The organism is Syntrophomonas zehnderi OL-4, assembly GCF_000983115.1.
Lineage (GTDB): Bacteria > Bacillota > Syntrophomonadia > Syntrophomonadales > Syntrophomonadaceae > Syntrophomonas_B > Syntrophomonas_B zehnderi.
Map to the genome: position 1 here is coordinate 24599 of NZ_CGIH01000025.1, position 23454 is coordinate 48052.

The following is a 23454-nucleotide window of genomic DNA, read 5'->3' on the forward strand; positions in this document are numbered from 1 at the left end:
TTTATCTTTTAAACCTTCTATCCAGTTCGCTGTGGGTTATTTCTATAATTGTGGGCCGTCCATGCGGACAGTGGCGGAAATCATCCGTCTCTAAAAGATCTTTAAGCAGTTGTTCCATTTCCAAAGAGCTCAAAATCTGACCGGCTTTTACCGCTCGTTTGCAGGCCAGCAGACACTGGGCCGCATCTAGGCAGTCATCGTTACGATTATCCCTTAACATCTGCAGAATTTCAAGCAGCAATTCCTTTTCCTGTCCCTGCAACGCCGGAGGAGATGACCTGATTATCAAGGTATCCGGACCTAGAGGCTCGACTAATAAGCCTATTTTGCTTAATAAGTGTGGTTGTTTAATAATTAATTCTATATCCGGGACAGATAATTCAATCGTCAGGGGAACGGCTAATAATTGGGTTTCTGGTTCTCCTGACTGGGCCGCCTTTTTTAAACGGCTGTATATTATGCGTTCATGGGCGGCATGCTGATCAACCATCCATAAGCAGCCCTCTGTTTCCACCAGAATATAACTGTTAAAACATTGCCCCAGTATACGCAGGTATTCATCGTCATCTACAACCTCGGCGGGACTTGTTGACAAGTCCCTTAAAAAAACTTTTGAGGGTTGATGAACAAAAGGGATTTCTTGATCACGAACCATAGCCGGAATAGTGCGGGGATATTCAATATAGCTTAAATCATAATACTTTTCCGTTGGTGCTTGCGTCTCCCGGTAATTTTCTCTCCAGTTGATTGCCAGACCGTTTACGGTATCCCGTATGCCCCTACTGAGCAAGCGAAAAATAGGACCCTCATCTGTGAATCTGAGTTCTGTTTTTTGGGGATGGACGTTTATATCAACCTCGCCCGGTGCAATAGTCAAAAAAACGATAACCCCAGGATACTCACGGGACAGTAACAGCCCTTTATAGCCTTCATCTACGGCTCGAGCCAGCATAGGGCTTTTTATGATTCTATTATTGACATAAAAAATCTGATTTTTACGGTTTATCCGGTGAAATTCAGGTCTGGTTATCAAACCATAGGCTGAACAAGTTTCCCCGCTTATTTTAAGATCGATAAATTGCTCGGCAAAGTCTTTTCCGTTTATGGCTATTAAAACATCGCGCAGATTGCCGTTGCCCGGTGTTTTAAAATAGAGTTTCTTTTCGCTGTTTAAGGAGAAAGAGATATCAGGACGGGACAGGGCCAGCTTGCTCATAATATCATAGATATGGCTTTGTTCTGTTACCGGAGATTTGAGAAATTTTTTTCTGACCGGGGTGTTAAAAAAAAGTTCCCTGACAACGATGCGTGTGCCTTCCGGGCCTGGAAAGGCTTCTGTATCCTGAATCGTTCCCCCGGCAGCCGTCACTCGCGCCCCCGGCTCGTCCGCGTAGCGGGTATATAGTTCCAGGCGGGATACAGAAGCGATACTGGGCAAGGCTTCCCCTCGAAAGCCCATGGTATTAATATTGAAAAGATCTTCTGCACACGTAATTTTACTGGTGGCATGACGCTGCAGTGCCGTACCTACATCTTGGGCGGGTATGCCGCAACCGTTATCCTCCACCTCAATTAAGTCCACTCCCCCTCCGGCGATTCTTACATTGATGCGCGTACTGCCGGCATCAATAGAGTTTTCCACCAGTTCTTTAACGACTGAGGCCGGTCTTTCGATGACTTCACCGGCGGCTATTTTATTTATCAAATTGTCTTCCAAAAGTCTTATGGGCATTCCTATATAACCTCTTCCCGACCGTTTGCGGTATTAAGACTGACATATAAATCATTTGCTTTATCCTGCAGGTAAATGTAGTCATAGGTTGAAGAACCGTTCTTTTGCATATCCTGGAAGGCCTTTTGAGCTTCTTGCTGGCATTTCGCACAGGCATAGATCGGAATACTGATGCAAAATACATGATAATACTCGCCGTTCCTGTGCCGGGCTGCTGAATCTATGCTGTGCCAGCCCTGACAATCCCGGCACATCTTAAGCCTTCTGGATTGATTTTCGCTGATGTAGTCCGTGTCGTAGAAAACCTGACGTTGCTCCCTGAATTCCGAGCCGTAACGGCTGCGGTTTTCGGCTATCTTTTCAGCCCGCTGCTCGAAATTATGCAGTTGGAATGTAATCAAATTTTTTATATAATCCATATTGGCTGGTGATTCTCTGAATTTGCGGGAATCGTAATCAGGTTCACGCAGGTTGCTGTAATCAATACCGGCCATCGCCATCAAAATACCCATGTTGATATAGGGCAGGGCGGTCTCCACCGAATAACCGCCTTCTAGCACGGCTATATCCGGAGATAGTTTGCGATTTAATTCGGCATAGCCCCGAGCGGTAAAACGCATATTGGCCAAGGGATCGGAATAGTGATTGTCCTGCCCGGCAGAATTCACGATCAGCTCCGGTTTAAACATGCCTAACAAAGGTATAATCAGGTGGTTTAGGATAGTTAAGATACCTTCATCGGTAGTATCGGGCCGCAGGGGTATATTGATGGTACTTCCTAAGGCATAAGGCCCGCCTGCTTCATCTACAAAACCGGTTCCCGGATACAGGGTGCGTCCATCCTGATGAAAAGATATAAAAAGAACATCGGGATCATTATAGAATATCTCCTGGGTGCCATCCCCGTGATGCACATCCGTATCTACTATAGCAATCTTGCGAATGCCGTATTTTTTGCGCAGATATTCGACCATGATGGCCTCATTATTAATATTGCAAAAACCACGATTGCCGTGGGCCACTGTCATGGCATGGTGTCCAGGCGGTCTGGCAATCGAGAAACCATTATCCACTTCCTTGTTCATAACGGCATCGGCAATAACCAGGGCGGAACCTGCGGATACCAGGTGTGCTTCACTGGCCTGGGTAGCGATATTGGGTACGCAGAAATGAACCCGGGCGATATCCTTTTGGTCAGCCAGGCGGGGTTTATATTCCTTAATCTGGGGCAGATCCATAATACCTTCTTCAAAGATCTGATCCCGCGTATACAGCAAACGCTCTTCCCTTTCCGGATGGGTCGGTGAAATTGCCCAATCAAAAGCCGGAAAAAAAATGACACCGGTGCGCCTCATAAAGACCCCTCCTTGTACTCGGCAATAAAGCCAGGCTTGATTTGAATACCGATAGTAAAGATTTTCCCCTGAGTATCCCAGGTGCGGATAATATTGAACTGTTCTGCCCGGAAAACTTCGGCATCCTCCACATAGCTGTCCATCTCTTTCCCGGCGGCAATTTGGGTAAGCAACTCCCGGGCCAGATTATGAGCATCTTCCATTTGCATGGTACGAGCCATACTAAGGTTTCCTCCTATGCCATCTATATCGGTCGTGTAGTAAGCATTTTGAGTATCAACGTGCAGATTTAAGGTTAGGGTCGGCCGGGCGATAGCAGCTCCAATCGCATTGGCTACCGGGCTGTACTCATGGATTAGGGCTTTTACCTGCATACGTTCGGCCAGTTTAGGAACGATAACCGCGGCGGCAGCCCCTATACCTACTATTTCCTCGATCTCGAAACGGCGGTTATGAACGATCTCCCAAACCCGGTAAGCCGGTTCATTTTCCCAATCTTGAGCCATCTCTTGCAGTGCGGTCATCAGTTTGTCCATCACAGCCTCTTCGGCAGACACTAATATGCCGGGCATGTCCAGATCGGAACTTTCCGACAGTGATTTTAATCGGGCTTCGGATTGGCTCGGATTTCCAATTCCCAGGTTGTATTTACAGTTAAAAACGTCAATTACAGTAGGCCCTTGTCCGCCAAAACAAGCGGCTACATCGGAACGCTGCGGGCTGATAGCAATTTGACGATCCGGGGTTAATACGATGGGACTGTCTCCCCCCAGAGGCAGGGAACGGGTCGAAAAAGCACTTATATGGCTGTAATGCCCGTTTATGGCGGCCCCGCACGATGCGTACAGAGGCTGTCCATCCAGCAAAAGGGAGATATCAGTGGTCGTGCCGCCGATATCTAACACTACCGCCGTTTTGCCCTTATCTGCCAGCGCCATGGCTCCCATAGTACTAGCGGCCGGCCCGGAAAAAATCGTCTCACAAGGATATTTGACTGAATTGGCCAGCGACATGGTGCCGCCATCGGCCTTCAAAATATCGATTTGAGCATGCTGCAGATGCCGCTTAGTCAAAGCTGCCTCTATTTCGAGCACAAAGTTTTCCCAGGCGGACTGACTCATCAATGTATAGTAGCAGGTCACAATACGGCGCATGAAGTTTAGCTGACCGGCTGTTTCAGACCCTAAGGCGACCTGTATATGCGGATATTGCTCAGCTATTATGGTTTGGATCTCTTTTTCATGCTGTGGATTGCGGATGGAGAATTTTCCTACTACCGCTATTTTGGATATACCCTGAGTATGGATATCCTTCAGGCGGGCTTCTATCTCGCCGCGATCCAACTTTTCGGTTTCCCGGCCTCTAAAATCGCTGCTGCCTTTTAAAAAATAAGTATGGGGAAAGATCTCGTAAGCACTGCGCGGCAGACCGGGTCCCGGGATAAGCAGCAGAGCCAGTGTTTCAGCCGAACCGGTGGCCAGCAGATTGGTTACCAGGGTAGTACTGAAAACCACCCTTTTAATATTTGGGGCGTCCTGCCCTTCCAGCAATTGATCCAACACCTGTAACAGGCTGGATTTGAGATCTTCGTTGCAAGTTGCCACCTTTACAGTATTAAGCAGGCGGCTGTTTTGGGTATCAAAAAGCACACCGTCAGTAAACGTTCCTCCAACATCAATGCCAATTAACATCATTTCACCCCCGTATTCCTAGATACTGCGTTTTTCCTTCCATTTGTACAGAATGGACAATGCCTCGCGCGGGCTTAAGCTATCAACATCCAAACGATCCAGTTCCTCCAAAATTTCGCTGGGTGGTTCATTAAAAAGACTGATCTGTTCAATTAGCGGTCGTCCCGGCTTGAAAGCTTCGTTTTCCAAACTCGCCAAAACTTCATAGGCCCGGTCGGTTACAACCCTCGGCAAACCGGCCAATTGAGCAACATGGATGCCGTAACTTTTATCAGCCTTGCCAGGCAAAACCTTTTTAAGAAAGGTTACGCTTTCTCCTGTTTCCATTACCGAAACCGATAGGTTGGTCAAACCGGATCTGCTCTCGTCCAGTGCCGTCAGTTCGTGGTAATGAGTAGCAAACAGGGTGCGCGCCTTGATCTTGTCATGAATATATTCACTAACCGCCTGGGCAATGCTTAACCCGTCATAGGTACTCGTTCCCCGGCCAATTTCATCTAAAATAATAAGACTCTGCGGGGTGGCAAATTTTATGATATTGGCCAGCTCCACCATCTCCACCATAAAGGTGCTCTGTCCGGCAGATAAATCGTCCGCGGCTCCTACCCGGGTAAATATCCTATCTACAATGCTGACCTGAGCTTCGTTTGCTGGAACAAAACTGCCCATCTGGGCCAGAATGTTAATAAGGGCTGCCTGACGCATATATGTACTTTTACCGCCCATATTGGGTCCGGTAATAATCGCAAAGCGATTCTCCTGCATATCCAGGTGAATATCGTTGGGAACAAAGCGGGAATCGGTTAAAGTCTGCTCGACCACCGGATGCCGGCCTGCTTTTATATCCAGTTTGCCGTCCAGCGATAATTGAGGTCGCACATAGTCATGCAAATAAGCTAACTGCGCCAGTGATACTAATACATCTAAATCAGCGACTGCCTGGGCTGAAGCCTGAATCGATGGAATAAAGGCTTCCAGCCTCTGTCTTATTTCCAGAAAAATTTGGTATTCCAAGGCAAAAAGTTTTTCCCGGGCACCTAAAATCTTATGTTCGTAGTTTTTTAATTCATCGGTTATGTATCGTTCTGAGTTTACCAGGGTTTGTTTGCGTATGTAATCCGGCGGAACCAAATTAATATTGGCCTTACTGACTTCCAGATAGTAACCAAATACCCGATTATATCCGACTTTTAGATTTTTGATCCCGCTACGGAGTTTTTCGCGGTTTTCAAGTTCAATAAGGTAATTGGCACCTTGGGTGCTCAGGTTTCTAAGTTCGTCTATTTCTGGGTTATAGCCGGTTTTTATAATACCGCCTTCTTTTACGGACAGGCCGGCATCTTCGTCAATAGCTGCGTCTACCAGTTCCACCAGGGCGGTTAACGGATCCAAATGGGCAATATCAAGCAGAATCGCGCTTTGACAACCTGCCAGGGACTCCTTGAGTTCCGGCAGAACCGCCAAGGATTTTTTCAAGGCTAAAAGATCACGAGCATTTACCAGACCGCTGCCTATTTTGGCGGACAAACGCTCCAGATCATATATTTGGTCTAAATACTCCCGGCAGGTTTCCCGCAGCTTAATCTGCCGCAGTAGTTCTTCTACCCCGTCCAGCCGCAGATTTATATCGTTGATGTTCATCAGAGGCTGTTCCAGCCATCTTCTTAAATTGCGTTTGCCCATGGAGGTTCGGCAATGGTCTAAAATATCCAGGAGCGAACCTTCTTTACGACCTGAACGTATTCCGGCCGTGAGTTCCAAATTGCGACGGGTGAAAGCATCCAATTCCAGGTAGTTACTGCTGTGATAGCCGGTTAGGCGATCAATATGGAGCAGTCGGCTTTTTTGGGTAGAATCGAGAAAATGTATGATCATCGCCGCAGCCTGTATCCCAATACTGTACTGCTGCAGCCCAAATTGCTCGCGGGCATCAAATCCGAAATGGTTGTAAAGGATTGACAGGGAGTCATCCCAGTTCATATCAGCTTCAGGATAGAGGGTGGGCAAAATATCTTGTTCTGACATGTCCTCATTCCATAACGAGTTGTTGGTGGCACGGGCGGATATCAAGCATTCTGCCGGAGACACCCGCCTTAATTCACTGTCTAATTCATGGCGGGCTTCCCGCCCCATCATCTCAGTAATTCGAAAATCTCCGGTGGAAATATCAATATATGCAAATCCAATCAGATCACCTTTTACATCAATAGCGGCCAAATAGTTATTTTGCTCCTCATCCAGCATGAATTCTTCCAGCAGTGTTCCGGGAGTAATTATTCGGGTTACTTCCCGCTTGACGATACCGGCTGCCTGTTTAGGATCCTCTACCTGCTCGCAAATCGCAACTTTGTGACCTTTAGCGATCAGGCGCGGCAGGTAGTTGTTAACGGCATGATACGGTATACCGCACATCGGGATCTTCTCTGCGCCGCCGTCCCGAGCGGTCAAAACTATTTCCAGCTCCCGGGAAGCCAGTTGGGCATCTTCAAAGAACATTTCATAAAAATCACCCAGCCGAAAAAAGAGGATCGAATCATGGTGTTCCCTTTTAATCTGCAAGTATTGCTCAATCATGGGTGTATAGTTGGCCAAGAAAAGTCCTCCTAAGAAAATTGACTAAGCCTTAAAAAGCCTTGTCCCCAGCGAGACTCAATGGACACCAGTAACCTATACCATAAAGCTAAATTGGTTTGGCTAGCTTTAGGTGGTTAACCGGATTTTCCGGTTTTTTGGCAAAATGAAAGCCCGGCAATCCTTTATGGGATACCAGTGTCCATTATTGGTCTGGTTTACAGTTACTGCACTGAGCAGCCACCGCCGCAGGAGTCACAGCTATCTGGCGCGCAACTGCCGCCGGATATGGCTTGATTCATGGCGAAATATACACCCTGCATAAGATTGTCAAATTTTTCCTGGATTTCGACCAATTCCTGAATCAGTGGATTGGCATTGATCTGCTGTTCCATGATGTTGATATGGTTTTCTTCTGCCTGGGTAACCAATAGGCCTTCCTGTAATTTGTTTTCAATTTTAGTTTGTGCATCCTGATAGCGCATGATCAAGTCATAAGCTTCCGGGTTTTCACTTAATTTAACCTGCATCATTCTTAAACTTGCTATTTCCTCGGACGCTGCAATAGCACTGCCTAATTCAAAAGCCATTTTGATGATATCCTCGGTTGCCATTAATTTTACTCCTCCTTAATAATGCCCATTTAAAGTCACACCGCTTGTTAGATGGTAGAATTTTCAGGGTTCATTTGTTTCTTCCTGGAGTTGACCAAAAATGGAAAAAGTCTTTCCTTCAGTTATTTTAACATTTATTAACTTGCCAATTAAGTCTTCTGCCCCAGAAAAAATAACGATATGGTTTTGTCGCGTCCTCCCGGTTAGCTTCGCAGGATTAGTTTTGCTGGGGCCATCAACCAGTACCTCCTGAACACTACCCTCCAAACCTTTATTAATATTAAGAGCGATTTTATATTGTTCCTGGTTCAAACGCATCAGGCGCTCCTGCTTGACAGCTAATTCAATCTGATCGCTGTATTTCTGAGCCACAGTGCCGGTACGAACGGAATACATAAAGGTAAAAGCTCCATTGAAACGAACCTTTTGCACCATATCCAGGGTGTCCTGAAAATCCGCTTCGGTTTCGCCCGGAAAACCCACGATAAGATCACTGGTAATCGATACACCCGGGATACGCTCCCGCATTTTTTGGGTTAGTTCCAAATAATGCTCCCTGGTATACCCGCGATTCATGCGTTTTAAAACCGTATTGCTGCCAGCTTGCAACGGTACATGGATATGTTCGCATATTTTACGGCCTTCGGCAATAGTATCGATCAGCCGATCCGATACATCCTTGGGATGAGAAGTCGTAAAGCGAATCCGCTCCAACCCCTCCACTTTATCTGCCATCTGCAGGAGTTCGGCAAAATCTATGATCTCATTTAGACCTCGACCATAGGAATTCACGTTCTGGCCCAGCAAGGTTACTTCTTTGAACCCATCGCCAGCCAGTTCCTGCAGTTCCTTAATGATATCCTGAGGTCGGCGGCTGCGTTCCCTGCCCCGGGTATAAGGTACGATACAATAGCTGCAGAAATTATCGCAGCCATACATTATATTAACGAAGGCACTTACTCCCTCTTGACGAACCGAGGGGAGTTCTTCTATTACTTCCCCATGTTCGTCCCATACCTCTATAGCTTTTTTCTCCCCGGACAGTACCCGCTCTACCAGTTGGGGTAACTGATGAAGATTATGGGTGCCAAAAATTATATCGACACCTCTATTTTTCAGTTTGCTGACTACTTCCGGCAGCTGCGCCATGCATCCGCCAAAGGCAATCAACATTCCCGGGCGCGATAATTTAAGTTTGTTTACTTCTCCTAGTTTGCCATAGACCTTGTTTTCAGCCGAATGTCTAACGCTACAGGTATTAAAAATAACCAGATCGGCCTCTTCCAGCCGGGCGGCAGCTATAAATCCGTTATTTTTCATTAGGCCGCTGATTATTTCCGAATCCCGGGTATTCATCTGACAGCCGTAGGTAAGCAAATAAAAACTGCGGGTCAAGGGCCCCTGATTGTCCATTACAGCATATACCCCCTCATTGTTAATATATTATACAGGTTTATAAGAAAATATCTAACTATCACGAATAGATTACGAGCAATACAAAAAATAAAAAGGAGGCATTTTTCCTGCCAAGCTGATACATAATCTGCTCCAACTGCCTAGGCAAATGTTGAAGTTTTTACCCTCCTGCTGAATTATCATACTGTTTTAATCTTATTTTTTCCCCTTAGTAATTTATTGTAGTAACAATCCATTTTTTTACTCCTAAACCCGTTTTTTTATTGACGGAATTAGACCACTCTGGCTGATCTATAATCAGTATAATAATTTAGCCTCTTTTACCACAAGAAGCCTCTGTAGTAATGCAGTATAAGTGCTTTAAAATCCCTGCGCGAGGACTAGCCGCGTGGTTACGTGTCCTTTTTTAATTAAAGCGGTATAATATCCAAGCCAACACAAAAAAACGGCCTAGCCGCAATTTACGACTATGCCGAATTTTTCAAGTTTAATAAAGCACGGCAAATATAAGTCAATCAGTTTGCCAATTCATCTTTAAATAAATCAGCAATGCTCTGTTTAACTTCAGAAATCATTATTCCCCCGGCAAATTTGGGGTCTCCGTTAATAAGGGTAATTGGATAGGGATATCCCATTTGCAAAACTCGATTCATAATGGGGTAATTATCCAAACCTTCTTTATCTACATCTACGTATTTTACTTCCACTTTATCACCATAGGCTTTTTTTAATTCGCTGGCCATTTCCATAGTCATGTCTTCATAATTACTAGTTGTTCCACAACTAGCTGCAGAAGGACAGCCGCCGCTGCAGTTGCAGCCTCCGGTGACAGCTTGGGTACCCTGCAGAATTTCAACCAAAATGGTATCTTTGTTTTCAGACATCCGATTGCTCCTCTCTGTTTAATGGCATGAAATAAGTTACACTTATGAAAGCATATTATCAGCCAGGGTCTAAAATAGCAAGCAAATCTCTAAATATTATGATATTTAAGGATGGGGAAGCTAAAGCTTCCGCTGCCAAGGCAGATAATCGTGTTTTATTGCATACTGATAATAGGTTTCCCTGCGGAAGCTAAAGCATCCGCTACGGTGGTTTAATAATCTCTATAATAACCGCGTAAATCCGCGTTATCCGCGTCTATTTTTACTCAAATACGGTCAAGAATGCCGGTATATGATTCATCATCCTGTCTCTGACCAAGATCTTCTGCCAAGGCATATAATCGAGTTTTATTGCATACTGATAATGGGTTTCCCTGCGGAAGCTAAAGCATCCGCTAAGGTGGTTTAATAATCTCTAAAATAACCGCGTAAATCCGCGTTATCAGCGTCTATTTTTTACTCAAATACGGTCAAGGATGCCGGTATATGATTCATCATCCTGTACCTGACCAAGATCCTCTAAGATTTCAGCATTGATTTCGCTTAACTGGTGATAAAATTTGATATAACTATCCCGCTTCCCGCTGTATTCACAAATATCTGCCAGGGAGCGCAGTTGATTGCCCACCTTGCTTAAGCCACTGGTAATGCTTATCAGTAATTCTTCGCTTTCCATACTAATAACCTCCGTATTTTTTATATAGCTTGTTCCGATTACGGAAGTTAAATGCATACATCAGCTAAATTACGAAACCGCCATTAGGACTTAACACCTGACCGGTAATGAAACTGGCTTCCGGGGAGGCCAGGAAATAGATGCAATGAGCCACATCCTGAGGAGTACCCAGGCGCATTAGGGGAGTTGCTTTTTCCAGTTCCTCGATATCCTGCCGGTTCAGTTCATTCAGCATGTCGGTGTTGATAACCCCCGGACAAACGCAATTAACCTTGATATTATAAGAGCCCAGTTCCTTGGCCAAGGCTTTGGTCAGCCCGATTACGGCGGCTTTAGCAGCCGAATAATGTACTTCACAGGAGGCTCCGGTTAAACCCCATATGGAGGATACATTGACAATACTGCCGCTTTTCTTCTCCATCATGCAGGGCAGCACGCTCTGACAGCAATTAAAAACGCCTTTGAGATTGACATCCATTACCTCATCCCACTCGCTTGGCAAAATATCGGTAAATAGATTCTGCCGGGTGATACCGGCATTATTGACTATAACATCAATACCGCCGAATTTTTGCAGGCAAAATTGAACCATCCGGTCAACCTGGATCCGGTCAGCCACATCAGCTTGATAGGCGGTAGCTAAACCTGAACCTTGGTTGTTAAGGTCGTTGACAAGTTTGATTGCTTCTTCTTCAGAGTGCCTGTAGTTGACCAGCACATTAAACCCCCTGCGGCCAAACAATTCGGCCGCAGATTTGCCTATGCCCCGGGAAGCTCCCGTAATAATGACGGTTTTGTTGCCCATAGGTGTACCTCTTTATATCATAATTCTGCAGATATTATTGGTAAATTCCACCGGGTCTTCTATGGTCAATCCCTCAATAAGGAGGGCTTGATTATATAGTATATCGGTATATAGTCTAAACTTATCCGCGTCTTCTGTGTACGCCTCCTTAAGGGATTTAAATACTTCATGATGGGTATTTATCTCCAGAACTTTGTCCGCCTTTATGCTCTGATTGTTAGGTATAGCATTTAATATCTTTTCCATCTCAATACTTAGTTCACCCTCATTAGCCAGGCATACCGGATGGTTCTTCAAACGCTTGGAGGCTCTAACCGCCTTGACTTTGTCCGATAGTACTTCCTTCATGCGGACAAACAATTCTTCATTATCCTTTTCTTCATCTTGGGAAGTGCTGTCGTTCTCGTCAACCTCAATGCCCAAATCACCACTAGAAACAGATTTGAATTCCTTGTCCCGGTAGGTCATCATTATTTTGATGGCAAACTCGTCCACATCATCAGTAAAGTATAGTATTTCATACCCTTTATCAGCTACCAATTCGGCCTGCGGTAGTTTTTCAATCCGCTCAATGGAGTCCCCGGCAGCGTAATAGATATATTTTTGATCCTCAGGCATTCGGGCTGTGTATTCATCTAAAGTGACCATTTTCTTCTCCTTTGATGAGTAAAACATCAAAAGATCCTCTAAGATTTCCTTGTCCGCTCCAAAGTTATCGTAGATACCGTATTTTAATTGGCGACCAAAGGATTCATAGAAACCTTCATATTTTTCCCTTTCGTTTTTGAGCAGGCTGGCAAGTTCATTCTTGATTTTGTTTTTAATATTTTTGGCAATCAGCTTCAACTGACGGTCATGCTGCAGAACTTCCCGGGAAATATTCAGGGTCAGATCTTCGGAATCGACCATGCCTTTGACAAAACTAAAACAATCCGGCAGTAAATCAGCACATTTATTCATGATCAACACACCGTTGGAATATAGTTCCAAGCCCTTTTCGTACTCGCGGGTGTAAAAATCAAACGGCGTGCTGCCAGGTATAAACAAAATTGCATTGTAGCTCACGGTGCCATCCGTGCTGATATGAATATGCTTGATGGGCTGGTCAAAGCCGTAATGCTTTTCAAAATAGAAATTATCATAATCTTCCTGGGTTAGTTCGTTTTTATTCTTTTTCCAGATGGGAACCATACTGTTAATGGTTTGTTCCTCGGTATAATCTTCATATTCATCCTCGCTGCCTTCCTTAAGGCGCCTTAAGGTGACGTCCATCTTGATTGGGTACCTGATGAAATCCGAATATTTTTTGATAATCCCCCTTAAACGATACTCTTCCAGGAACTCGCTATAATTTTCATCTTCCGTGTCTTCTTTTATCTTCAGGATAATATCAGTTCCGACCGTTTCTTTGGCAACGGGTTCAATCGTATAGCCTTCCACACCTCGGGATTCCCACTTGAACGCTTCCTCGCCACCGAATGCTTTGCTTATAACCGTAACAACTTCGGAAACCATGAAGGCAGAATAAAAGCCTACCCCAAACTGGCCTATAATATCTATTTCGTCCTGATTTTCCATATCTTTTTTAAAATTCAGGGAACCGCTTTTGGCAATAATACCCAAATTGTCATCTAATTCTTCCCGGCTCATACCGATCCCGGTATCAGAAATCTTTAAAATCCGGTTTTGCTTATCCGCGGTGATTTTTATATAAAAGCTTTCTTTATCAAAGCTTAATGATTCATCCATCAATGTTTTGTAGTAAATCTTATCAAGAGCGTCACTGGCATTGGAAATCAATTCCCTTAAAAAAATCTCCCGATGCGTGTAAATAGAATTAATCATTAAATCCAGCAATCTTTTTGACTCTGCCTTAAACTGTTTGGTAGCCAAAGAACTCTCTCCTTATATTTAAACTTGTTAGCACTCTCTTTTAATGAGTGCTAACTGTAAATATTATCTTACTCATTTTATGCCCCCTGTCAATACCGACTTAATCCTTATCAGGCCTGATAGCACGCATTTTTCATGATTCAACCAGTATATAAGATTTTAAATCTAATTATAGACTTGGCCGCTTCTTATTCTTATAATGTAAATAGGTAATTCAAAAATTATTTTTTGGGAAGGAGTGAAAATAAACCTTAATTCCAGTATAAAACATTTCATCGTAGCAGATATCGCAGAAAGGCATGGAGGTGTTATAAATGACTGAATACCGCATTCGTCCTCTCGTAGCTGCCAAAATAGGAGCAGTAAAAGGAGTAGCCACCCATATGGTAGACATGATGACACCAGTAGTAGTTCCAGTCCTGGCCTTTTATATCGAAGGCGGGCCAAAAAAGATTTTAGTGGACACTGGAGTACTGGACGCAGGCCCTGACAATAGCTTTCATGGATTTCCCCTGGTAGATTCAGGCCCTCAAGGTATGATTAACGCCCTTGCAGAAATAGGTTTAAAACCTGAAGACATCGATATCGTTATCATCACTCATCTACATTTCGACCACGCAGCCAATATCAGTCTCTTTCCTAATGCTCAGTTCATTTTACAGAAAAAAGAATGGGAATATGCCAAAGCACCTCTTCCGGTGCAAAGAGATGTTTATTTGACTCAATTACTGGGTCAATTGGAAAAGTATGACCTGGTTCTGGCTGATGATGGCTATGAAGTTGCTGACGGAATTAATGTTATTTGTGTCCCCGGCCATACCAAAGGCCAACAAGCCGTTATTGTCAACACCAGCGATGGAAATTATGTAATCGCCGGTGACTTGATGTATACCTACCTCAACATGTACCCGGAAAGAACGGAAATGACAGATATGTTTGGCAATCTGGTGACCTGCACGCCCCAGATCGGTCATGCCTTTTACCCCCCCGGTATTCACACCGATCTTAGCGACTGGTACGACAGCGTTTGGCGGGTATTAAAAATCGCCGGCAGCCGCAAACGTATTATCCCTGGTCACGATCCAGCTCTGATGGGAAAGATCTTCCCGGAAGAATAGTTCCTTTTGAAACGTTCTAAACTTCATAAATGTTAGGGGGTTTTAAAATGACTGGAAAACGATTGCCGTTCCCGATCGACCAGCTTGAAGATCTTCCATATCTGAAGGGTAGACAGCTGCAATTTGACAGCATAGCTGAAATGTTTTATACCCGGGTTCAGGAGGATCCCACAGCCATTCATGTTCTGTATTATGATCAGGTAATCACATATGCCCAAACCAACCAGCGTGCTAACCGAGTTGCAAATTACCTTAAGGAAAAAGGGGTACAAAAGGGTGATGTGGTTTCAGTAATGGTACTAAACTCCCCTGAAATCTACTACACCATGTTCGGAGCCCAAAAATTAGGAGCCATTGCCGGGGCAATCAACTATATGCTCAAAGGCCCGGAAATAGCATTTGTACTGGATGATTCTAAACCTAAAGTAGCTTTTGTCGGCAGTGAATTTATGCAGGATTTTGCGGCCGGTTATGCCTTGGCACAGCATAAACCCATTGTGGTTGAAGTAGTAACCGATGTAAAACATGACGTCCAGATCGCCGAGTGCAGACTGGATGAAATTCTGGATCGCTACCCGGATACGGAAGCTCTAGTACCTCAATCTCTGGATGATCCTTATATGCTGCTTTACTCCTCTGGAACTACCGGCAACCCCAAAGGTATCCTGCTTCCTAACCGCGCCCAGCTTTCCATATGCCGCGACCAAAACCGGATTAAACTATTCCAAGGCCGAGATGTGATGCTGATTATACTGCCTATGTTCCATACCAACCCCCTGTGTGTATGGACCTATCCTCTGATATACGGTGGTCATACGGTCTGTATCAGAAAAGCCTTTTCACCCCAGGATTTCTGGCCAGCGGTGCAAGAGTACGGCGTAAACATAGTATTCGGTGTTCCGGCCATGTTTAATTATATCTATCAAGCCGCTGACCCCAATACTATCGATAGAAGTAAACTTAAACTCAGATATGCTTTTTGCGGTGCTGCTCCCCTGCCGATTGAACTAATCCGCGGATTTAAAGAAAAATTTAATGTTGATATCCTGGAAGGCTATGGTCTGACTGAAGTTACCGGTGTATCTACGGTAAATCCGCCTACAGGCCTTAAAAAATCAGGTTCGGTAGGGTTAAGTTACCCCGAACAGGAAGTAGAGATCCTGGATGATAACAACCAACCTGTGCCTCAAGGAGAACGCGGCGAAGTATGTACCCGGGGCGAAGCTAATATGGTGGCTTACCTTAATCAGCCACAGGCAACCGCTGAAACGATAATTGATGGCTGGCTGCATACTGGAGATATCGGCTACATGGACGAAGATGGCTATATATATATCGTAGATCGTAAAAAAGACATGATTAACCGCGGAGGTGAAAACATTTATCCCCGCGAGATAGAAATCGTCATTGAAAACCATCCGCAGGTTTCTGAGGTAGCTGTTATCGGGATTCCCGATCCGGCCTTAGGCGAAAGAGTCAAGGCATTTATCGTCCCCCGCCCGGATGCGGATCTCACCGCCGAAGAAATAAAAGATTTTCTGAAGGATAAGATTGCGCGCTATAAGATTCCAGAATTTATTGATATAACCAATAATATTCCCCGCAATCAGACCGGCAAAATCCTGAAAAAGGAACTTCGGCAAATGGAATCATCTGCTGAATAGCCACCCGAAGGTGGGTTATGGATTTTAAGTTCATAACCCACCTTCAACGCAAATCTTAGCATCTACAAAAAACTCCAGCTTTACAAAACATTTTAGTAGTACTCAAGGAGATACTGGTTCTGCAGGTTATGGGTCTGTTTTAATTTCTTCAAGTGAGCAAAGGTCGGCATTTTCATATTCTACAGTTCTTTACGTTTATAACCTCTAAATTTCTGCTCAATTATTTCCCCTAGCTTAAAAATGGCATCTTCATTGCCAACTTTACTGATTATTTGTATTCCTATCGGAAGGCCTGAGCTATCCTCGGCAACCGGAATAATTAGGGCCGGCAGCCCCCAAGTATTAGCATAGGCGATAAAAGGCATATAACGTTTAAAGGTCATAAAGGGGGAAAATACCTCTTTTATTACTGTGCCGTGCGGGGGGGCGGGAATATGATATACCGGCATTATTATGAGTTTTTTATCTAAGTAATCGGCTATCTTTTCATAATCATTAGCGATAGTCTGTTCGATTCGCCTTAATTTACTACGGCTTGGCTTCATCATATTGGCCGTAACCAGAACCCGGGTCATATTACGGTGTATTTCAGATGAATTTAAGAAGACCTCTTTTAGATATTCCCGCAATGGACGAACCGGCTTACTACCAAAAGCTAACTGCGCTACTGCCTTAGCTCCATCAATGGACATTATGATTTGCCATAATACAGCGGCTTCATTATATCCATAAGGTTTTTCATCAATTACTTTTAATTCCCGGCTAATATAGCTTTTTATAGAAGCTAAAGCCTGTAATGTAGGCGGATTTACCGGATATTGTAAGGAGTTATACAATATGTTTATAGTAAAAGACTCTAAAGAGCGCGGCTGAGGTAATTCAAATGCTAGAATCTCATTAATCATGCGGGCATCCCGAACTGATTTCGCCATAGCTCCTATTCCCAGCATTTGTTCTTGTAAGGTATGCCCTATATGGGGAAAAGAACCATTTTGTGATACTTGTTTATTTCCGCTTTTAAAACCTATAACTCCATTAAAATGACTGGGGAAACGAATTGATCCTCCGATATCGGAGCCTATTCCTACGGCTGCTCCGCCAAATGCGATTAAAGCACCTTCGCCGCCGCTAGAACCGCCCACCGTACGGGTAGTATTCCACGGGTTGTTAGAACGTCCATATAGCTTATTGTCGGTTTCCTGACAGAAACATAAAACTGGGGTATTGGTCTTTCCCAGAATAATAGCCCCTTCTTGCTTAAGACGAGCTACGATTTCAGCATCTTGCTTTTCGATAATATCCTTACGGTAAGGAAGTCCCCCAGTCGTTCTCATCCCTGCCACATCAAATGATTCCTTCATGCTGATAGGCACACCTAAAAGTCTGCCTGGGGTTTGATTAGCGGACAGCTTTTCATCAGCGGCATGAGCTTCTTTTCTGGCTTCGGCAAATCTATCTTCTACTAGAAAATTAATAGCCGGATTAACTTTTTCCAGGTGTGCAATATATGAATTAGTAGCCTTAAGGGACGAAATTTCACCAGCTCTGAGTTTTTGGGACACTTCGGTTGCATCCATATCCAGCAAACTTTTTTTATCCACTTTTAATCCCTCCTAAAAAGCACACTTTTTTTAAGAATCACACCTAATCAGCCAGCCATTTGTGTTAAATGGGTACATTCACTAACATCTCAACTAGTTTAATATTAGTTGATTAAAGCTATGTCGCTTCCTATTCAAAAAAAGTATGATTAGCTCCAAATGGCGGTTACGGTCTTAAATACTGTCCTGGAAAGGATAGCCTGTGATTCTTGCTTGATATTAAAAGTACATCGAAACAACCTCCTTAATCCAAAAAATAAAATAATTTACATTAATATACATTATTATAGCAATAATACTATGTTTTTGGTGAATTGCCATTTAAAACTTTCCCGCTTTAGAGGAAGATTGAGAGTTCAAAAATCTCCAAAAGCAAAAAGGCCCCAAATTAGGAGCCTATAGTTTAGCTATTTTGAAAGGAAATGTTAATATAATCAAATGTAGAAGGCGCAGGTCGTTATCAGGTTACTACGTTACCTGAACTGCATTGCTGATTATGTCGTTGCAGGTAATCGATTTGAGCAATTGATGATTTGTGCATGATTTAAACGTTGCAGCATTAGGATTTTTAATTTTCCAATTAAATTAGCCACCCACCGACACCTTTAAAAACTGTGTTGGGTTACGGATTTGGATACTTCTTTTCTAATGGAAGGTAATACATCCGCTAGGAAAACCAGGTTTTGAGAATATGCGATGATGGTGCAGATAGCGTTTTTCAGTCAAATATAAAACCTATGTAAATCTGTGTCTAATTAATCCGCTTAAATCTCGTAAATCTATGTCTATTTGCTACTAAGGTTATTCTAAAAAATCTACGTACGGGCAGATTGCTTCCACAATCGCTTCTTTTCTGGAATTGAATTCCCGCTTGTTATTCTCAAAAAGATTGTTCCCTTTCGTGTCGATGGAAACAATAAGCGGTCCAAATTGCTTTACGCGCATCACCCACATGGCCTCAGGCATTCCCAAATCCAGCCATTCTACCCGTTCCACCTCTTCCACACAATTGGCTGCCAGCAGGGCGCAGCCGCCTGGAAATACGGTATGGATGGCTTTGTGTTCCTGGCAACCAGCCACTGTATTAAGACCCATGCCGCCTTTTCCTACAATAATTTTGACACCGGTTTGGGCTATAAACTCTTTTTCGTATTTTTCCATACGCATACTGGTGGTCGGCCCGATGGAAATAACCCGGTATCTGCCAGGTTGGCCTTCAATTTCTTGCATAATGGGGCCGGCATGAAAGATGGCTTTCCCGGCTAGGTCAACCGGCAGGGCCTTATGCTGTTTGATTAAACGCTGGTGTACATCATCCCGGCTGGTTACCAGATAACCATTTAGGTAAATAATATCTCCAATCACCAGGGACTCAAGATCTTCGTCTTTAATCGGCGTGTTAATTACTTTCAGACTCATAATATTGCTCCTTTATGGGAAATAGTCTCATATTCCATATCAGCAGATATTTTTATTACCGATCTTCTATGAGCCCAGCAGCCCGTAGAAAGTCCCACGGCTATAGTTGCAGGGTGGCGCGCTGCCTGTTCAATATGAACCCCCATCACGGAATTCTCCCCGGTAAGTCCGCCCGGCCCAATCTTGACATCATTAAGGCCTTTTTCGATTCTCTTTTCCAGCTCTGCCCCGCGCGGATTATTATTATGAGATCCCAGCGGACGCAGCAGAGCTTTTTTGGAAAGTTTGGCCGCAACCTCTACCGAACCGGCAATACCAATGCCGACCAGCAAAGGAGGACAGGCATTAATTCCATAAGAAGTGATCTGATCAAATACAAATTTAACCACCCCTTCATAACCCTCCAAAGGCATCAAAACCTTGGCTGCCCCCGGCAGACTGCAGCCACCTCCGGCCATATAGACATAGATTATAACCTCGTCACTATCCGGGATTATTTCCCAATCAATCCATGGTATCCTGGTACCGACATTATTGCCGGTATTTTTTTCGTCAAAAACCTCCACGGCGTTGTGCCGCAGTGGCCCAATAACGGTAGCTTTTTGTACGGCTTCACGCAGACACTCCTCTATCTCGCCGATTAGGGGAAATTTCGTGCCAACCTGAACAAAATACTGGATAACGCCGGTATCCTGACAGCAGGGGCGATTTAATTCCTCGGCCATTTTAAGATTTTCAAACATGGCATCATAGATAATCTTTGCCAGATCTGAGTTTTCAGTTTCCCTAAGTTCTTCCAATCTGCTTAAAACATCATCAGGAAGGTATCTACCTGTATATACAGTAAATTTTGCCATTATATCAATAAATCTTTGGCGTTGTTCTTCCCTGTCCATTCATTTTCCTCCAATTAATGGGCTTAAGATATCTGCACACTAAGCCTGCACTTATTTAATTCAATTAGATTAATAATAGCGCAATCATGTTTGCTGCGCAATGTAGGTATCCGATTAAAAACGGCATCGTTTAATTACAAGTTTTTAAATTCGAGAAATAATATTATTTAAACCGCTTCTTATTCCGGTATTTTTCCGGCTACTAACGTTAAGTGATCGACCTTTGCCTGCTTACTGGCATTAATGCGCCTTCCCAGCAATCAGATAAAAATTTCGTTAATTACCGCCATTTTGCATATATACCTGAAGCATGAATATTGTCGGATAAGGGTATATAATGTAATAGCAGTGATGCAATACGTTCTTGGCCTTACTGCCACTGGAAGGTGAAAACATGATTACTCCAACTTCATATAAAGCCGCAATCAACCTCTCCCCGTTGTAGCTTCCTCGTCAAGCACTTTTTAAAATCCCATTTATTAAAGACGTTAATGACCCTCAAGTTCTTAATGCTGTTTTTTATGCCTGGGATAACTTAAAAATTCCCGGAGTATACGCAAGATATATAATTGTAAAAGGAAGGTGACATTATGGAAGACCCAGCATGTAAGGTTAAATGTGCCCAGATCCAGGATATTCCGTTCATGCTGAGTTTGGAAAAAAAATATTTCCCCAGTTGTTGGTGTTCCGAACCCACACTTATACGTAGATTAATCAAGAAAGATCCGATGATGTTTAGAGTTTGCATGGTAAATGGCAAGATCAAGGGGTATTATTGGGTTATCCCGCTGGAGCATTCGGAATGGAAGAAGATCCTGACCGGAGAGATGAAGGAAAGCCAGTTAATAGACCATATCAAATCCTTTGATGAACCCAATCTTTATCTATATATTGCAGCGGTTATTGTTGATATTGAAGATAAACAGCACAAAAAATATACCAAAGCACTGGTACATGACTTCAACAGGCACTTTGTTATGAAGCAAACCCCTAATTTTCCTGATATCCGTTCTATCGGAGCCTTTACTATATCGGACGGCGGGCAACGTCTTATGGAACGTTCCAACTTTTCCTACAACGGAAATTTTGAGGCCGAAGGTCAAATAGTACGCTCCTACTCTATTTGCCGCCAAGCCCTGGTAGAGCAAACTATTACCACCCGTCTAAAAAGTAAACAGAAAAGTATCGCCTAAAGTCCACGGAATCATATGTCAATTCAAAAAATGTAAACTGTATACGGAAAGCGAGAGAGGGGGATCTATATCTGAACCTCTTCCTCGCTTTTTAAATACCCGCCTATTTGCATTTGCTCGTTGAATTTTTTGCTGTACTGTCTCCGGTAATTTTCGCCAAACACTCATTTTCAAGGGCTATTTTCAGTGTCATATACTCCATGCCCACGCCAGCCTCTAACATATTCTTATTTCTATGCTCAAAATCAGCAATATAAATTTCCTGCCTGTCTTAATAGATAAATTAAATACAGACGCTCAAAGATTAAAAGGTTGTCTCTGATATTAATAATTTGTAGCTGCATTTAGCGAGGTGCTTTTAGTATAACTAAATGGAATTAATAAAATTAAAACTAATAATAATTCAGCAGGATTTTGAGACGAAACAGAGAAAGCCTATTAGAAACCTATTTGGGGAGGCGTTGTGATGATATTTAACGACCAGGAATTAAAGTTTATTAATGAAGCTAAAGAGCGGGCAGAGAAATTATACCTTGACGGCGACTATCTTTGCTCAGAGGCTGTTTTCACAGTCGTAAATGACTATCTAGGCAATCCCTTACCACCAGAGGCTGTGAAATTAGCATCTGGCTTTCCAGTAGGAATGGGCACGGCAGGCTGTACTTGCGGAGCACTTTCTGGCGGGATCATGGCTCTTGGTATAAAATTTGGACGTACTCAGCCCAAAGGAGAAATGCCTGAAATGTTCAGGGTATCCAAGGAGTTACACGATGAGTTCAAAACAAAATTTCGCAGCACTTGTTGCCGGGTTTTGATTAAAGATTTTGAGTTTGGCGGTTTAGAACATATTCAGCAATGTACATATCTAACCGGCCAAGCCACTGAAATGGTTATGAAAAAAATTATTCTCGCTAAGAGAGCAGTGTAAGAAGGGGGACACAAGGGGTACTTTTTCAGTGGTCTCAAACCGTCCCCTTGTGCGTTTCCCTTGGGGCATTTAATTTAGGGCGGTGGCCGGGATAGCCAAAGCACGACTTTGTTCTTTATCATCGATGGTCAAGGTTCCGGTGGCATATACGATACCGACCAGACGCCCCTTTTCGTCTAAGACGGGACTGCCGCTGCTGCCTGGAGCAATAGTGGCAGCAACGGTAAATACCTGCATACCGGTTTCTGTTTGGTAATATTCCTTCACTTCACCCCGAGAAGAAACCCTCTGAAATCCGCGGGGGTTACCGATAATAGTTACGGTTTGCCCTAATTCAACCAACTGATCTGTGACTAGCGGTAAGAAAGGCAGGTTTTTACTTTTAAGTCTTATTACGGCCAGGTCATAACCGTCAATAATGTCTATGTCCTGACTGAATAAACGTTTTCCATCACTAAAGGTAATTTCTACGGCAGAGGCTCCTTCAACCACATGACGGTTGGTAATTATCATTCCTTGGGCCGTAAGGTTAAAGCCAGTACCTTGGCTTCTGGTTGCTCCTGCTGTTTTTGTAGCCTGAATGTTGACTACCGCATGTTTTGATTGGCGTACCAACTCTTCTTCTGATAAGGCTTGGTTCTGTTTTAGGAAGTCCAGGTGGGGCGGCCAAAAAATGGGCAGCCAGGCAAAGGAAAAAACAATAAAAGTCAAGAGGATAATTACGGCAGAAATCTTAATAATCGGCCGGTTTAGTCTGCTTCCCCCAATATCCCCTTCTTCTGCTATTTCCAACTCTTCTTCTCTGGTAATTATATAATCACTTTCGTTTTGGGTTTGATTTTCGTCATACATTTTTCATCACCTGTCCCTACCCTATACATTCCGCCAGATTATAACTAGAGTATAATGTTTTGGAATTGGGGGCACAAGGGGACAGTTCTCCTGGGACTTTCACATAGGAGAAGCGTCCCCTTGGGCGTGCAATATGTATAATAAAT

The 23454-nt window shown here is 43.7% G+C and carries 18 protein-coding genes; 4 read left to right on the forward strand and 14 right to left on the reverse strand.

From position 1 onward, the window contains the following. Position 1: 1 nt before the first annotated feature. From mutL to htpG, 10 genes are all read right to left on the reverse strand, one after another. Positions 2-1717: a DNA mismatch repair endonuclease MutL gene (gene mutL / locus AAV90_RS06075; RefSeq protein ID WP_207642047.1), complete on the reverse strand. Its 1716-nt coding sequence runs from the start codon at positions 1715-1717 to the stop codon at positions 2-4. A 17-nt stretch (positions 1718-1734) separates the two neighbouring features. Next, positions 1735-3087, reverse strand: coding sequence for a histone deacetylase family protein (locus AAV90_RS06080; RefSeq protein WP_046496667.1), 1353 nt, complete (start codon positions 3085-3087; stop codon positions 1735-1737). Beyond that, positions 3084-4778 (reverse strand): hydantoinase/oxoprolinase N-terminal domain-containing protein, encoded by a 1695-nt coding sequence (locus AAV90_RS06085; RefSeq protein ID WP_046496669.1) that lies wholly within the window; start codon positions 4776-4778, stop codon positions 3084-3086. Before AAV90_RS06085 ends, AAV90_RS06080 begins: the two co-directional genes overlap by 4 nt. Before the next feature lie 18 nt (positions 4779-4796). Further along, complete coding sequence (mutS, locus tag AAV90_RS06090) at positions 4797-7370, reverse strand: DNA mismatch repair protein MutS (protein ID WP_157609501.1); 2574 nt, start codon at positions 7368-7370, stop codon at positions 4797-4799. A 203-nt stretch (positions 7371-7573) separates the two neighbouring features. Beyond that, positions 7574-7963: a YlbF/YmcA family competence regulator gene (locus AAV90_RS06095; protein ID WP_046496671.1), complete on the reverse strand. Its 390-nt coding sequence runs from the start codon at positions 7961-7963 to the stop codon at positions 7574-7576. Between the two features lie 63 nt (positions 7964-8026). Continuing rightward, entirely contained in the window at positions 8027-9376 is a 1350-nt protein-coding gene (miaB, locus tag AAV90_RS06100) for a tRNA (N6-isopentenyl adenosine(37)-C2)-methylthiotransferase MiaB (protein WP_046496673.1), read from the reverse strand. A gap of 518 nt (positions 9377-9894) precedes the next feature. After that, positions 9895-10263: a SoxR reducing system RseC family protein gene (locus AAV90_RS06105; RefSeq protein ID WP_046496675.1), complete on the reverse strand. Its 369-nt coding sequence runs from the start codon at positions 10261-10263 to the stop codon at positions 9895-9897. Between the two features lie 460 nt (positions 10264-10723). After that, positions 10724-10939 carry a hypothetical protein gene (locus AAV90_RS06110; RefSeq protein WP_046496677.1) on the reverse strand — a complete coding sequence of 72 codons (216 nt, stop codon included), beginning with the start codon at positions 10937-10939 and terminating at the stop codon, positions 10724-10726. 64 nt (positions 10940-11003) lie between these two features. Further along, entirely contained in the window at positions 11004-11744 is a 741-nt protein-coding gene (gene ymfI, locus AAV90_RS06115; protein WP_046496679.1) for an elongation factor P 5-aminopentanone reductase, read from the reverse strand. A 12-nt stretch (positions 11745-11756) separates the two neighbouring features. Beyond that, positions 11757-13637 carry a molecular chaperone HtpG gene (gene htpG, locus AAV90_RS06120; RefSeq protein WP_046496682.1) on the reverse strand — a complete coding sequence of 627 codons (1881 nt, stop codon included), beginning with the start codon at positions 13635-13637 and terminating at the stop codon, positions 11757-11759. Positions 13638-13951: 314 nt separating this feature from the next. On the opposite strand from htpG, the gene AAV90_RS06125 reads away from it, so the two are divergent. Beyond that, the gene (locus AAV90_RS06125; RefSeq protein ID WP_046496684.1) at positions 13952-14755 is read left to right on the forward strand and encodes an N-acyl homoserine lactonase family protein; all 804 of its coding nucleotides are present in this window, start codon (positions 13952-13954) and stop codon (positions 14753-14755) included. Positions 14756-14802: 47 nt separating this feature from the next. Next, positions 14803-16419, forward strand: coding sequence for a class I adenylate-forming enzyme family protein (locus tag AAV90_RS06130; RefSeq protein WP_046496685.1), 1617 nt, complete (start codon positions 14803-14805; stop codon positions 16417-16419). 179 nt (positions 16420-16598) lie between these two features. On the opposite strand, the gene AAV90_RS06135 is transcribed toward AAV90_RS06130, so the two are convergent. The 3 genes from AAV90_RS06135 to ttdA all read right to left on the reverse strand — a co-directional run bounded on the left by AAV90_RS06135 (position 16599) and on the right by ttdA (position 20335). Then, the gene (locus tag AAV90_RS06135; protein WP_198142827.1) at positions 16599-18020 is read right to left on the reverse strand and encodes an amidase; all 1422 of its coding nucleotides are present in this window, start codon (positions 18018-18020) and stop codon (positions 16599-16601) included. An 801-nt stretch (positions 18021-18821) separates the two neighbouring features. Beyond that, positions 18822-19439 (reverse strand): L(+)-tartrate dehydratase subunit beta, encoded by a 618-nt coding sequence (gene ttdB / locus AAV90_RS06140; RefSeq protein WP_046496687.1) that lies wholly within the window; start codon positions 19437-19439, stop codon positions 18822-18824. Continuing rightward, entirely contained in the window at positions 19436-20335 is a 900-nt protein-coding gene (gene ttdA, locus AAV90_RS06145) for a L(+)-tartrate dehydratase subunit alpha (RefSeq protein ID WP_046496689.1), read from the reverse strand. The genes ttdB and ttdA overlap by 4 nt, the downstream gene beginning before the upstream one ends. A 590-nt stretch (positions 20336-20925) precedes the next feature. Here ttdA and AAV90_RS06150 point away from each other — a divergent pair. Both AAV90_RS06150 and AAV90_RS06155 read left to right on the forward strand, forming a co-directional pair. Further along, positions 20926-21528 (forward strand): hypothetical protein, encoded by a 603-nt coding sequence (locus AAV90_RS06150; protein WP_046496691.1) that lies wholly within the window; start codon positions 20926-20928, stop codon positions 21526-21528. A gap of 466 nt (positions 21529-21994) precedes the next feature. Beyond that, positions 21995-22456, forward strand: coding sequence for a C-GCAxxG-C-C family protein (locus AAV90_RS06155; protein WP_046496693.1), 462 nt, complete (start codon positions 21995-21997; stop codon positions 22454-22456). A gap of 69 nt (positions 22457-22525) precedes the next feature. On the opposite strand, the gene AAV90_RS06160 is transcribed toward AAV90_RS06155, so the two are convergent. Further along, positions 22526-23308 carry a S1C family serine protease gene (locus tag AAV90_RS06160; RefSeq protein ID WP_046496694.1) on the reverse strand — a complete coding sequence of 261 codons (783 nt, stop codon included), beginning with the start codon at positions 23306-23308 and terminating at the stop codon, positions 22526-22528. Positions 23309-23454 lie beyond the last annotated feature (146 nt).

Bases quoted from the DNA above. Each gene is read 5' to 3' on its own strand.
- AAV90_RS06125 (WP_046496684.1), top strand. From the start codon at position 13,952: ATGACTGAATACCGCATTCGTCCTCTCGTAGCTGCCAAAATAGGAGCA.
- miaB (WP_046496673.1), bottom strand. From the start codon at position 9,376: ATGGACAATCAGGGGCCCTTGACCCGCAGTTTTTATTTGCTTACCTAC.
- AAV90_RS06095 (WP_046496671.1), bottom strand. From the start codon at position 7,963: ATGGCAACCGAGGATATCATCAAAATGGCTTTTGAATTAGGCAGTGCT.
- AAV90_RS06105 (WP_046496675.1), bottom strand. From the start codon at position 10,263: ATGTCTGAAAACAAAGATACCATTTTGGTTGAAATTCTGCAGGGTACC.
- ymfI (WP_046496679.1), bottom strand. From the start codon at position 11,744: ATGGGCAACAAAACCGTCATTATTACGGGAGCTTCCCGGGGCATAGGC.
- AAV90_RS06155 (WP_046496693.1), top strand. From the start codon at position 21,995: ATGATATTTAACGACCAGGAATTAAAGTTTATTAATGAAGCTAAAGAG.
- ttdA (WP_046496689.1), bottom strand. From the start codon at position 20,335: ATGGACAGGGAAGAACAACGCCAAAGATTTATTGATATAATGGCAAAA.
- AAV90_RS06080 (WP_046496667.1), bottom strand. From the start codon at position 3,087: ATGAGGCGCACCGGTGTCATTTTTTTTCCGGCTTTTGATTGGGCAATT.
- AAV90_RS06150 (WP_046496691.1), top strand. From the start codon at position 20,926: ATGGAAGACCCAGCATGTAAGGTTAAATGTGCCCAGATCCAGGATATT.
- AAV90_RS06110 (WP_046496677.1), bottom strand. From the start codon at position 10,939: ATGGAAAGCGAAGAATTACTGATAAGCATTACCAGTGGCTTAAGCAAG.
- AAV90_RS06130 (WP_046496685.1), top strand. From the start codon at position 14,803: ATGACTGGAAAACGATTGCCGTTCCCGATCGACCAGCTTGAAGATCTT.
- AAV90_RS06085 (WP_046496669.1), bottom strand. From the start codon at position 4,778: ATGTTAATTGGCATTGATGTTGGAGGAACGTTTACTGACGGTGTGCTT.
- AAV90_RS06160 (WP_046496694.1), bottom strand. From the start codon at position 23,308: ATGTATGACGAAAATCAAACCCAAAACGAAAGTGATTATATAATTACC.
- ttdB (WP_046496687.1), bottom strand. From the start codon at position 19,439: ATGAGTCTGAAAGTAATTAACACGCCGATTAAAGACGAAGATCTTGAG.